The sequence below is a fragment of the Hoeflea sp. BAL378 genome (assembly GCF_000759435.1).
Lineage (GTDB): Bacteria > Pseudomonadota > Alphaproteobacteria > Rhizobiales > Rhizobiaceae > Hoeflea.
Window position 1 is genome coordinate 1 of the sequence record NZ_JRJG01000184.1, and the last position, 11675, is coordinate 11675.

General features: G+C 67.8%; 11 protein-coding genes and 1 pseudogene. 6 read left to right on the forward strand and 6 right to left on the reverse strand.

All coding sequences use genetic code 11. The features are described from left to right. A pseudogene (locus LL06_RS24490) lies at positions 1-536 on the reverse strand (DUF2336 domain-containing protein); the annotation flags it as partial. A 161-nt stretch (positions 537-697) separates the two neighbouring features. Between LL06_RS24490 and LL06_RS24495 the strand changes: the two are divergent. After that, positions 698-919 (forward strand): hypothetical protein, encoded by a 222-nt coding sequence (locus LL06_RS24495; RefSeq protein WP_035533272.1) that lies wholly within the window; start codon positions 698-700, stop codon positions 917-919. Between the two features lie 362 nt (positions 920-1281). Here the strand turns inward: LL06_RS24495 and LL06_RS24500 are convergent, their stop codons facing one another. After that, a complete protein-coding gene (locus LL06_RS24500; protein WP_035533290.1) occupies positions 1282-2556 on the reverse strand; it encodes an FAD-dependent oxidoreductase in 1275 nt (424 codons plus the stop codon). Between the two features lie 211 nt (positions 2557-2767). Between LL06_RS24500 and LL06_RS24505 the strand changes: the two genes are divergently transcribed. Continuing rightward, entirely contained in the window at positions 2768-3391 is a 624-nt protein-coding gene (locus LL06_RS24505; protein WP_035533274.1) for an isoprenylcysteine carboxylmethyltransferase family protein, read from the forward strand. Positions 3392-3452: 61 nt separating this feature from the next. On the opposite strand, the gene LL06_RS24510 is transcribed toward LL06_RS24505, so the two are convergent. The 3 genes from LL06_RS24510 to LL06_RS24520 all read right to left on the reverse strand — a co-directional run bounded on the left by LL06_RS24510 (position 3453) and on the right by LL06_RS24520 (position 6998). Next, positions 3453-4007: a membrane protein gene (locus tag LL06_RS24510; protein ID WP_035533276.1), complete on the reverse strand. Its 555-nt coding sequence runs from the start codon at positions 4005-4007 to the stop codon at positions 3453-3455. Next, positions 4000-4587 carry a DUF1214 domain-containing protein gene (locus LL06_RS24515; protein WP_035533278.1) on the reverse strand — a complete coding sequence of 196 codons (588 nt, stop codon included), beginning with the start codon at positions 4585-4587 and terminating at the stop codon, positions 4000-4002. Before LL06_RS24515 ends, LL06_RS24510 begins: the two co-directional genes overlap by 8 nt. 212 nt (positions 4588-4799) lie before the next feature. Further along, positions 4800-6998 carry a PBP1A family penicillin-binding protein gene (locus LL06_RS24520; protein ID WP_035533280.1) on the reverse strand — a complete coding sequence of 733 codons (2199 nt, stop codon included), beginning with the start codon at positions 6996-6998 and terminating at the stop codon, positions 4800-4802. A gap of 169 nt (positions 6999-7167) precedes the next feature. Between LL06_RS24520 and LL06_RS24525 the strand changes: the two genes are divergently transcribed. After that, positions 7168-7620, forward strand: coding sequence for a YcgN family cysteine cluster protein (locus tag LL06_RS24525; RefSeq protein ID WP_035533282.1), 453 nt, complete (start codon positions 7168-7170; stop codon positions 7618-7620). On the opposite strand, the gene LL06_RS24530 is transcribed toward LL06_RS24525, so the two are convergent. Further along, positions 7587-8783, reverse strand: a complete 1197-nt coding sequence (locus LL06_RS24530; RefSeq protein WP_052161893.1) for a glycosyltransferase family 87 protein — start codon at positions 8781-8783, stop codon at positions 7587-7589. The genes LL06_RS24525 and LL06_RS24530 overlap by 34 nt on opposite strands. Positions 8784-8967: 184 nt before the next feature. Here LL06_RS24530 and LL06_RS27100 point away from each other — a divergent pair, with 184 nt between their 5' ends. From LL06_RS27100 to LL06_RS28370, 3 genes are all read left to right on the forward strand, one after another. After that, complete coding sequence (locus LL06_RS27100) at positions 8968-9129, forward strand: DUF1328 domain-containing protein (RefSeq protein ID WP_035533284.1); 162 nt, start codon at positions 8968-8970, stop codon at positions 9127-9129. Between the two features lie 500 nt (positions 9130-9629). After that, positions 9630-10226 carry a hypothetical protein gene (locus tag LL06_RS24540; RefSeq protein ID WP_152599766.1) on the forward strand — a complete coding sequence of 199 codons (597 nt, stop codon included), beginning with the start codon at positions 9630-9632 and terminating at the stop codon, positions 10224-10226. 346 nt (positions 10227-10572) lie between these two features. Continuing rightward, positions 10573-11675, forward strand: a 1103-nt coding sequence (locus LL06_RS28370) for a terminase family protein (RefSeq protein ID WP_244447219.1), incomplete at its 3' end; no start/stop codon positions are given.

An 11675-nucleotide genomic window follows, 5' to 3' on the forward strand; every position in this document is an offset into this window, starting at 1 on the left:
GTTGGCGCCGCGGGCAGGGGGGCGGCGCTCGGGAGGGGCGCGGCGGGAGCCGGGGCGGGGTCGGCGTAAGGCGCCCGGGCCGGATCGGGGATCAGCCCGCGCAGGATCAGGAGCCCCTCGACCGAAGGATCGCCGAGGCTCATGAGCGTCGCGATCGCCTGCGGCGAGAGATCGGAGCGGCGGGCGGCGGCGCGGGCATGCGGCGCGCCCTTGCGCGCCACCGCGCGGGCCAGCGTGCTTTCCTTGAGCAGCGGATAATGGGCGATGAACGGGGCGGCGATGGCGATCGGCTCGTTGACGAGCATGTCGGCCACGTCGTCGGGCAGGCGCTTGAGCCGCGACAGGGCCGCGGACGCCGTGCGCCGCACCTCCGGGCTCGCGGCCGCGTAGAGCGGCATGAACAGGCGGGAGAAACGGGCGAGATCGCCCCGCGTCGGGCGGTCGAGACATTCGAGGCCGCTGATGGCCGCCATCAGCACCTGATCCTTGCGGTGGGCCGGATCGGGCCGTTCGAGATCGCGGAAATTGTCGGACACGGGAACACCTGACTGAAACGCAACGGGACACTTGCGGCAACTTATCCCAAAAGCGTTAGCGAGCTGTTAACCAAACCGTGGCTTGATGGCGATCAATAAGGAGAAGTGTGTCGAGCGTATTTCCTGGTCCACTGCGTGGGAGTCCGAATATGGCGACAATAGTGACCTTTGACACAGCCCGATGCCGGCGGCCGCTGGACGCGCGCGCCGGCCGCCCCGCAGGGGGCGGAGAGGCCAAGATCCTGCTCTTCACCGGCGTTCGTCGCGAGACGCTGAAGGCGCTGACGGCGCCATCCGCGCCGCGCCATCACCCGCCGATGTTCCACGATCCCGCGCCCGACAAGCCCGGCGGCAAGAAACCCCGCCGCGGCAAGGCCGGGTAGGGACTGGCGCCTCACGGAGCCTCCGCCGGCACCCTTCGCCCTTATGCGGCAAAAGGGGATGCGCGGTTCAAGAAGCCCACAGACGCCCAACCTCCCCCTTGAGGGGGTCCGAAGGACGGGTCGAGACCCGTGGCTCGACCCTGAGGAGAGACAAGCGCAGCGCAGGCGATCCGGGTGGGGGTAGATGCGGGCAACAGTGACCCCCACCCGGCTCTGTCGCGCTCCGCGCGCCAATCGCCGACCTCCCCTCAAGGGGGAGGTGGGGCGCCCGGCCAGAGCTCCGGGGACAGGCATCCGGTCTCGACCGGTCCTTCGGCCCACAATTGAGACATCAGCCGCCGGTGACGAGCGAAAGACCGGCGCTATTTCAGCTTGTGCATCGCCAGCAGCTTCATGATGGCGTTTTCGTAATAGGTCTCGGTGATGCCCTTGCGCACCTTGCGCAGGAAGTATTTCTCGAACGCCACCTTGGCCAGGTGCACCCACATGCCTTCGCCGGCCCAGTTGACGTTGCGCGGCGGGTTCTGCGGCTGCGCCAGGAAGGCCACGCCGCGGTCGCCGAAATCGGCCAGGCAGAAGGCGTTCCAGGTGGCCTGTTCGGCGGGCTCGCCGCCGGCGAGCAGCGCCTTGATGTTCTTGGCCGTGGCCAAGACCATGCTTTCGATCATGTAGCCGGTCTTGGGCACGCCGGTGGGGACCGGTGTCTGCTCCAGCGGCGGGATGGCGATGGCCACGCCGATGCCGAAGATGTTGGGATATTTCGGGTTGCGCTGGTGCTTGTCGACCAGGATGAAGCCGCGCGGATTGGTGAGCCCCTCGATGCCGCGGACGGCGGCGATGCCGCGGAACGCCGGCAGCATCATCGAATATTTGAACTCGAGCTGGTGCTTCCTCTTTTCCGTGCCGTCGTCGTTGAGCTCGGACACGTCCATGCGCCCGGCCTCGACCTTCTCCACCTTGGCATTGGTGATCCAGCGGACGCTGCGGTCGCGCAGCTCGTGCTCAAGCATGCCCTTGGTGTCGCCGACGCCGCCCAGGCCCAGATGGCCGATATAGGGCTCGGCGGTGACGAAGGTCATCGGCACCCGGTCGCGCAGCTTGCGCGAACGCAGCTCCTTTTCCAGGATCATCAGATATTCATAGGCCGGGCCGTAGCAGGACGCGCCCTGGGCGGCGCCGACCACGATCGGGCCGGGATCCTTGCAGAACTCCTCGAAGGCGACATTGGCCTGCTCGGCATGTTCGAGCGTGCAGACCGACTGGGTGTGGCCTTCCGGGCCGAGCCCCTCGATCTCGTCGAAGGCGAGCTCCGGGCCGGTGGCGATCACCAGATAGTCGTAGCCGACCGAGGAGCCGTCCTCCATCTCGATGCGGTTCTCCTCCGGGTGCAGCTTGCGCGCCGCGCCGTGCACGAAATCGATGCCGTGCTTCTGCATCAGCGGCTCAAGCTCGACGGTGATGTCCTTCTTCGTGCGCCAGCCCACGCCAACCCACGGGTTGGACGGAGTGAAATGGAAGCTCCGGGTCTTGCTCACCAGGGTGACGCGGTGCTTGTTCCCGAGCTCGGCCTTGAGGTCGTAGACCATCGAAATGCCGCCAAGTCCCGCGCCCAGGACCACGATATTCGCCTTGTTCATGCCCTTCACCTCCATTTGCCGGACTGCGGTCCGTCCTCACATATGTAAAACTACTTATATGAATGTGGCGGCAAGCCGCATTGATGGAGATCAATCGCCGCCGCAACCGCCCGCGGCGGCCCGGGGGACGGTCACATAACAATCGCGAAGCCGGTCTACACTCGCGCGCGTCAGGGTCGACCCCGCCATTTGCCATCGCCAGGAGATTCGCATGGACGCCATTCCCGCGCCGCAGCCGTTCGACCAGAGACGCAGACTGCTCGCCGTTCAGCTCATGAGCGTGGCGGCCCTCGCGGGTCTGGTGGTTTCGCGTCCGCTGTGGAGCGAAACCTCCTGGATCCATGAGGCGATGGAGGTGACCGGCGTGGGGCTGATCCTGGTGTGCATGTTCGGCAGGCTGTGGAGCATTCTCTATGTCGGCAGCCGCAAGAACAGCGAACTCGTCACCTCCGGGCCCTATTCGATCACCCGCAACCCGCTCTATCTGTTTTCGACCATCGGCGTCTTCGGCGTCGGCCTGGTGTTCGGGACGGTGCTGGTGGCGCTGGTGCTCGGGTGGCTGAGCTATCTGGTATTTTCGCTCACGGCGCAAAGGGAAGCGGCGTATCTCCGCGGAAAGTTCGGCCCCGCCTACCTGGCCTACGAAGCCTCGACGCCGGCCTTCTGGCCCGATCCGCGGCTCTACCACCAGCCCGACGAGATGGTGTTTTCGCCCGCCGCGCTGAAACGCACCTTTGTCGATGCGCTCTATTTCCTGCTGATGTTTCCGCTGATCGAGGGCGTCGAGTATCTCCAGACCGGCGGATATCTGCCGACGCTGCTCTGGCTTCCCTGAGCCCGCAGCGGCGGGCGCCGGGGCCGGAGGGGGCCGGTTCAGGCCGCCGCGCCGGGGCCGATCAGGCCGGGTCGATCCTGAGGCTCGAGCAGAGGGCGTCGGCGAGGAAGGCGCGGGCGGCGGGTTCCTGGCTCGGCAGCGGGGCGATGGCGCGCAGCGCCACATAGCCTTGCGGCCGCTGCAGTTCGACCAGGACGCTGCGCTCGAGCGCTTGCGGCATGGCGCGGCGCATCTGCAGCATCTGCGCCGGGGTGACGAAGGCGATGTCGACATCCTCGCCGATCGAGGAGCGGTCGTTCATCGAGAAGGTCTCGTTCGACGACGTGTCGTAGGCCGACACGGTCCACATCGCCACATCGCCCGAGGCGATGATCCTCACCGGCGCGTTGGAAATCTCGAAATGGCATACGGCGGTGCGGATGCCGGGGTCATCGTTGAAGAGCCCGGTCGGGTTGGGCTCGTTGGCGAGCGAATAGAACCGGTTCTGCGCGCCCATCGCCCGGACGCGGGTCCAGGCGTCCTTGCCGGTCCACAGCGGCAAGGCGAGGATGACGACGATGTGGACGATGGCCGCGCCGACAAGGCCGATGGCGATGGCAAGGAGCACGCTACGCATCGCGGCAGCCGATCCGCGTGATCGCCGGCATGTCGAGATCCACCATGCTGGCCGAGGCCGCCGTCGGCGTGTCGATCAGCGTCAGGATGAAGCTCACCTCCGCCGCGGTGTCGAGCCGGATCCAGTTGCCGGGCTCGGGCGTCGCATTGACCTTGATGCTGAAGGTGCCGTCGGTGCGCCTGAGCGTGGTCCAGGAATTGAGAGTGTCGGGAAAGCCCGGCGGGGCGATCACCGGGGCGCCGCCGGCATCGGCGACCCTGAGCGTCCAGAAACGCGCCGGCGGCGTCGTCCCGGAGATTTCATAGGCGCAGCGGCCCGACAGCGCCGCGCCGGTCTCGTCAGCGAGCGCGGTGAACACCAGGCCCTCGGCCCGGCCGAGCAGGATGTGGCCGTCGCCGGCGCGGTGCGCCCGGGCGAAGGGATCGGCGCTCGCGGTCTGCAATTCGGGATAGGCGCTCCAGGCGCCGAGTTCGATCGCCCCGAAGCCGGAGGTGGCCTTGAGCATCCGCGCCGCCGACCAGGCGCCGCCGCCAAAGGCGATCGCCAGCGTGAGAAGAACCAGGGCAGGCAGGCGGAACACGGGCGGAAAATTCCTTCGTCACTGCTGCGCGGCGCGGGCCGCGCGGGATGCGTCAAACCGGCGAGATGAAATCCGCACCGCGCCGGGCCCGGGGGGCCCAGCCGGACGCGACGCGCCGTCCCAAAATCCTGTTTTCATGACCCCATTCCCAGCCCGCCGTATGGCCCCGGACGCCCGCTTCCCGGGCGGCCTCGAAACCGGGTCATGCCTTATCACCGTTCGAGGGTGATGGGAACAAGCGCCGGCGATGTTTGGAGGGGGGCGGCGGCCAGGCGCTCGGACGCGCCCAGCGGCTTGGCGCGGTCGAACTGTTCGCTCAGGCCGCGCAGCACATCGCTGGTTTCGCGGTTGAGCACGCGCGGCCGCTGCAGTTGCGGCAGCACATTGCCGTCGGCGTCGGTGGCGGAACTGGCGACCAGCGGCGTGGCCTTGGGCTCGGGCAGCGGGTTTTCGACGCCGGGAATGGCCCTGAGCTCGATGCCCTGGTGCGCATAGTCCATCACCCGCTTGAAGGTCATCGCCGGCAGCGAGCCGCCGGTCATCCGGTTGGACGAGGTGTAGTCGTCATTGCCGAACCAGACCGCGGCGGTAAAATTGCCGGTAAAGCCGCAGAACCAGGCGTCGCGATAGGCCTGCGTCGTGCCGGTCTTGCCGCCGGTGAGCACGCCGTCGACGGCGGCGCGGCGGGCGGTGCCGACATAGGGAACGCGGGTCAGCATCTGGTTCATGTAGTTGCCGGCGTCCTCCGACAGCACCCGCTCGGCCGGCGGCTCGTCGCGGGCGAAATCATAGAGCACGTCGCCGGCGTAATTGAGGATCTGGGTGATGCCGTGGCGGCGCGACTGGTAGCCGCCGGCGGGAAACACCGCATAGGCCGTGGCCTGGTCGAGCACGGTGACCTCGGACGTGCCGATGGGGATGGTGACGTCGCGTCGGATCGGCGTCTCGACGCCGAATTTCTTGGCCATCGCCATGATCTGCCCGATCGGATCCTCGCCGAGCTTCTCCTTGGCGAGGCGGACGGGAATGGTGTTGATCGAGCGGGCGAGCGCGGTCTTGATGTCGATGCGGCCGGAATAGCCGCCCGAATAGTTGCGCGGGTTCCAGTTGCCCCAGTGGATCGGCGCGTCGACGATCGGGCTGTCGGGCGTCATGCCTTTTTCCATGGCCAGCGAATAGGTGTAGACCTTGAACGAGGAGCCGGGCTGCCTGAGCGCCCGGGTGGCGCGGTTGAACTGGCTTTCGCCGTAGTCGCGGCCGCCGACCATGGCGCGCACGGCGCCGCCGTTCTCGATCAGCACCAGCGCCGCCTGGCTGGCGCGGTAGCGTTCGCCGTCCTGTCTAAGGCTGGTTTCGACCGCTGCGTCGGCGGCTTCCTGCATGCCCGGGTCGATGGTGGTGCGCACGATCAGCGAATGCTGCGGGAAGCCGCCGGCGATGCGCTTGACCTCGTCGAAGGCCCAGTCGAGGAAATAGTCCGGCGCGTCGTGGTCGCCGCGGTCGATGACGCTCGCCGGATTGCGCCGCGCGCCGATCACCTGGCCCTCGGTCATCAGATTGCCCTGGACCAGGTTGGACAGAACCTCGTTGGCGCGCGCTCGCGCCGCGGGCAGGTTGATGTGCGGCGCATAGCGCGCCGGCGCCTTGAACAGGCCCGCGAGCATCGCGGCCTCGGCGATCGAGACCTCGGTGATGTCCTTGCCGAAATAGAACTGCGCCGCGGCCGCTGCGCCGAAGGTGCCGCCGCCCATATAGGCGCGATCGAGATAGAGCCGGAGGATCTCCTTCTTGGGCACGTTGGCCTCGAGCCAGAAGGCGAGGAAGGCCTCCTTGACCTTGCGCTCGAGCGTGCGCTCGTTGGTCAGGAACAGGTTCTTGGCCAATTGCTGGGTGATGGTGGAGCCGCCCTGGACCACCGAATTGGCCTTGACGTTCTCGGTCATGGCGCGGACCAGGCCGAGGAAATCGATGCCGAAATGCTCGAAGAAGCGCCGGTCCTCGGTGGCCAGCACCGCCTTGACGAAGTGATCGGGCAACTGGTCGACGGGAACCGAATCCTCATGGATGATGCCGCGATGGCCGATCTCGTTGCCGTAGCGGTCGAGGAAGGTGACGGCGAAATCGTCGCGCGCCTGCCAGTTGCCCGAGGTCTCCTCGAAGGCCGGCAGCGCCAGCGCGAGCAGCAGCACGAAGCCGGCGGTGCCGGCGTTCATGCCTTCGCCGGCGATCTCGAACACGGCCTTCCAGGCGCCGCGGGTGCGGAAGCGGCGGAAGAAGATGGTGATCTCTTCCCAGATCTCGCCCGCGCGGAATCCGGCGTTCCAGATCGAGGAATCGATCCAGGAATCGATGCGGAGCAAGAAGTTGGAGCGCTTGCGCGGCCGGTTTTCCTGATTAAATGGGTCTTGCACGGGTCTCGATCCATTGCGGGCGGGCTCGACGCGCCGTCGCGTGTTGAGATGGGCGGCGTGACGGCCGCGGTTTTCGCCCCTGTGGCCTATGCTTTTGGCCGATTTTCCGCCAAAGGACAAGATGCGCGCTCCCCGGAGCGCCGATGGAATGCAAATAAGGATAATGGCCATGGGTGAGAAGCCCTTCTGGATCACCAAGCGGCTCGACGAGATGAACGCGCGCGAATGGGAAAGCCTGTGCGACGGCTGCGGCCGCTGCTGCCTCAACAAGCTCGAGGACTGGGACACCGGCGAGATCGCCTGGACCTCCATCGCCTGCCGCCTGCTCGACGGCGAGAGCTGCCGCTGCAAGGACTACGCCAACCGGCAGGCCACCGTGCCCGACTGCATCGGCCTCACCCCGGACCAGGTCGAGACCATCACCTGGCTGCCGCCCACCTGCGGCTACCGCCTGGTGGCCGAGGGCGCCGATCTCTACTGGTGGCATCCGCTGGTGTCGGGCGATCCGGAGACGGTGCACGAGGCGGGCGTCTCGGTGCGCGGCCGGACGCTGAGCGAGGCCGATATTCCGGTTGAGGATTTCGAGGATTACCTGGTCGAATGGCCGGGCGAGGAGCCGTAGGCGCCGGCCTTGGGCAGGAAGAAGATCATCAGCGCGAGAGCAATCGGGATCATCACGAAGAAGCCGTAGATCTGATACATCATCATCGACGGGATGAAGACCGGAAACAGCCACACGATCCAGAGCACCAGCCGGGACCCCAGCGCGAGATCGCGGCTCAGCGCCAGCCAGACGGCGGCAAGCGCGATGGCCGGTCCGTCATAGGTATAGCCGTAGGGGGTAGCGATGAGCGCCATGAGTGCGGTGAGGATGATGCGGTCGGTCTCCGGCATCCGGCCGGGGCCTGGCCGCCAGATCCGGAAGGTGACTGCGATGGCGAGGAGGGCGGTGGCGATCTGCGCGCCATAGGCGAGCGCGAGCGGGCCGCCGAGCGCCCGGACGGCGATGAACACGGTCATCGCCTGGGTGTGATAGTGCTGCGGAAACGGCGCTTCCAGGATCGACACCATCAGCGGCGTGGTGACCGCGCGGAACTCCGCCCAGACAGAAAACCCGAACATGAGCCCGGTGGCGGCAAACAGCCCGACCGCGACGACGCCGGCCGAGAAGATCGCCCGCCAGTGGCCGGCGGCAAGCCAGGCGACCGGGATTAGGATGCCCAGATGCGGCTTGAGCGTGAGGATGCCGGCGAAGACGCCCGCGAGCAGCGGCCGCCTCGGCGCGAGCGCCAGCGCGGCGATCATCAACGCGGCGGTGAAGGCGCCGTTCTGGCCGAAAAACGCGTTCTGCAGCACCACCGGGCTCACCACCAGCAGCAGCCGCGGGACGGGCGGGATCGGCAGGCAGGTGAGCGCGGCATAGAGGGCAAGCGCGCCGGCGAACGTCCAGAGCACATAGGCGAGCGGCAGCGGCAGCGCCGAAAGCGGCGCGCCGACGAGCAGCATCGACGGCGGGTAGCTCCATTCGTGGTCGGGCAGGGTGGCGCCATATATCGCCCGCATCGCCTCCCGGTAGGCGTCCGGATCGAACAGCACCGCCACCTCGCCCGACACGGCCAGCCGCGAGCCGAACCAGAGATTGAGGAAATCCCAGTAGGGCGTCTTGAGCGAGCCGATCGACAGGCCCTCGTGGGTGAAGGTCCACAAAGACACATAGGATTTGACGCCGAACGCCAGGCTGAGGGCGAAGAGCAGCAGCAGGAGGATCTTGGCTTGTCTGGCCATGGCCGAGGCTCACGCTTGGTTTGGGATCCGGGACGTCTGCCCCGACCATGCCGGATGTTCCTGTCCCCAGGCTGACGGCGCGGCGGGGCGGGAAGGCCGGGGTCGGGGGAAAATATCCTCTGCAGGGAACAATCCGGCCCTTTGCGGGTTGAAGTCCCATGATTTCAAACGGAGGCTGTACCCCATGCTTGAATGGATCCTGATTTTGCTCATCGTCGCCGCGGTCGCGGGCCTGCTCGGTTTCGGCCGGCTGTCGGGCGCCGCCATGACCGGCGCGAAAATTCTGATCGGCATCGTGCTGGTGCTGTTCCTGCTTGCCGTGCTCGGCATCATCGCCATCTTCTAGCCTCTGAGTCCGCCCTTCCTCCCCCCAGGGTTGAAGCACCACCTCGAAGCCGCCGGAGCCAGCTCTGGCGGTTTTTTTGTGCGGCGGGGAAGGGGCGGTGGGACAGTTTGCGCCGTCGGATTGCATAGCGGTTTCAATGCCCTAGAAGGGGCAGTGGCCAAAGTGCGTTCGATCCATTTTGTGCAGGTCACGCGACGGATTTTCCGCGTCATGGCATGAGGCGTGTCGCCACCGGCCGGGCGAAATGGAAAAAATTCTCCCATTGATAGGAAAATAATCCTTGACGGCGTGACGGCGCTTTGATAGGGTTATGTCATCGTCACAGTGGTGCGCCGGAAACGGGGCGGGCCGGCCGGGAGGCTGGTTTCTGTGGACATGGATAGGATGTGCGCCAGGCGCCCGTGGTTTGTCCCGGGCGCTTTTTTGATGGCCTGACCGGGCCGACTTCAGGAAATTGCGAGGCTGGGATGACCGGGAGCTTTGATGCTGGCGGGCGCGGGATGCTGTCAGCGATCGCGGACCTGGGGTCCGGGCAGGCCCCCGCGCTTGCGCCGGAGCGCGAGGCGGAGCTGATCGACCGGCTGGTCGGGATGGTGCTGGCGCTCGAGCCGATCGAGCACAAGCAGTACGGAGCGGGCGATGGAGAGGCGGAGGCGCGTGGACCCGCGGACCGGTTCGCGGATGCGGGCGCGAGTGCGCCTGCCGATGCGCCGCCCGCCGGAAGCGAGGCGGCCGCGCCGCCGACGCTTGTCGCCGAGAGCACGCGGCGGATGCTGGCGCAGATGCGCGCGGTGCTGGACCGCGAGGCGGCACGGCTGGGCGTCGATGGCGCCGAGGGCAAGGCGGCGGTCGACCAGGTGTCGCTCATTGCCCGCACGCTCGAGAAGATCGACCAGATGGAGCGGCTGATTGCCGAGGACCAGGCCCGCACGACCGCGCGGACGCTCACGCCCGACGAGCGCGAGGAGATGCGCCGGACCGTGCGGCAGCTCATCCTCGCCGCCGCCGAGCGGCTGGCAGCGGAACGGCGGGCGGAGCCTGGCGCGGACGCGGGCGCCGGGATGGCGGAGATGGCTGAACGCCCGGCGGAGACGTGACGGGTCCGGACGATCCGGCTGTGGGCGAAACGGTGCAGGAATGGAACGCGGTGCATCATTCTCCTCCGTCACGCCGGACCCCGATCGGGTGTCCGGCGGCGCGCAAGAGACTTTGGTCTGAAGACGAGGCCGAGAGGCGGAGTCTTTCGCCGCGCGGACGCGCGGTGGCTGGATCCCGGATCAGGTCCGGGATGACGGGGCGGAGAGGCCGGAGCCAGGACGGTTTCGGCATCCCGGGCGGCGGCCGGAAGCGGGGGTGCGTTCCGGCAGACGCCGGACACGGGCACCCCGGACAGCAGCTTGAACAGAATTGTCCCCGGACAAACGGTTGGCGGAAGGGCGCGGCATGATCCTGCGGTCGATGAGCGTGGCCCTGCAGTGCGGGGTGTCGGGACGCCCGATGCCCTATCCGAGGCGGTGGGTCCATGTGCTGATGGCGGGGTCACGCCAAGGCCTGCGCGCCGGACGGGCGGCGGAGGAAACCGGCGGCGCCGGCGGCGCGAGCGGCTTCGTCGCACCGGAAAGGCTTGCGGCGGAGCGGCGTCTGACCTTGGCGGCCGGGGTGCCGGCGCTCCAAGGCCATGGGGCCGCGGGCGATCTGACGGGTCCGGCCGGCGTCGATGATCTGACAGGCGGCAGCGCACAGGCGGGCCCGACCGGCATGACCGGCGTGTTGATCGTCGCCGGTGCGCCGGCGTTGACGGGGGGCTTGGGGCTGAGCGCGGCTTTCGACACCGATGAGGTGCGGGACCGGGAAGTCGCGAGCGTCGAGGACCTGGTGACGGCGCATGTCGGGCGGTTCGACGACCGGGCGCTGATCGCCCATTCCCGCGACTGGCGGCTCATGGCGCGGCCGGAGCAATTGCCGCCGGAGGGAGACTGGCGCACATGGCTGCTGATGGGCGGGCGCGGCTCGGGCAAGACCCGAGCCGGGGCCGAATGGGTGCATGGGCTTGCCTCGGGCGAGATGCCCGGGCTGGGGCGTGATGGCCGCATCGCGCTGGTGGCGAAGACCTTTGGCGATGCCCGCGAGGTGATGGTCGACGGCATGTCGGGCATTCTCGGCGTGGCGCGCGACGGGCGTCCGCTCTACGAGGCGACGCGGCGCCGGCTGGTGTGGCCCTCGGGCGCGGTGGCGCAGATGTTCTCTTCGGAAGATCCGGAAAGCCTGCGCGGGCCGCAATTCGACCTCGCCTGGTGCGACGAGCTCGGCAAATGGCGCCATGCGCGGGAGACCTGGGACATGCTGCAGTTCGCGCTCAGGCTCGGCGCCGCGCCGAGGCAACTGGTGACGACGACGCCCAGGGCCACGCCGCTGATGCTGGCGCTGGTGAAAGACCCCGCCACGCGGGTGACGCGGATCCGCACCGAGGACAATGCGGCGCACCTGGCGGCGGGGTTTCTGGACGCGATCCGGGCGCGCTATGGCGGCACGCGGCTGGGGCGGCA

Coding starts and splice junctions, on each gene's coding strand:
- LL06_RS24500 (WP_035533290.1), bottom strand. CDS start 2,556: ATGAACAAGGCGAATATCGTGGTCCTGGGCGCGGGACTTGGCGGCATT.
- LL06_RS24505 (WP_035533274.1), top strand. CDS start 2,768: ATGGACGCCATTCCCGCGCCGCAGCCGTTCGACCAGAGACGCAGACTG.
- LL06_RS24510 (WP_035533276.1), bottom strand. CDS start 4,007: ATGCGTAGCGTGCTCCTTGCCATCGCCATCGGCCTTGTCGGCGCGGCC.
- LL06_RS24525 (WP_035533282.1), top strand. CDS start 7,168: ATGGGTGAGAAGCCCTTCTGGATCACCAAGCGGCTCGACGAGATGAAC.
- LL06_RS24530 (WP_052161893.1), bottom strand. CDS start 8,783: ATGGCCAGACAAGCCAAGATCCTCCTGCTGCTGCTCTTCGCCCTCAGC.
- LL06_RS27100 (WP_035533284.1), top strand. CDS start 8,968: ATGCTTGAATGGATCCTGATTTTGCTCATCGTCGCCGCGGTCGCGGGC.
- LL06_RS24540 (WP_152599766.1), top strand. CDS start 9,630: ATGCTGTCAGCGATCGCGGACCTGGGGTCCGGGCAGGCCCCCGCGCTT.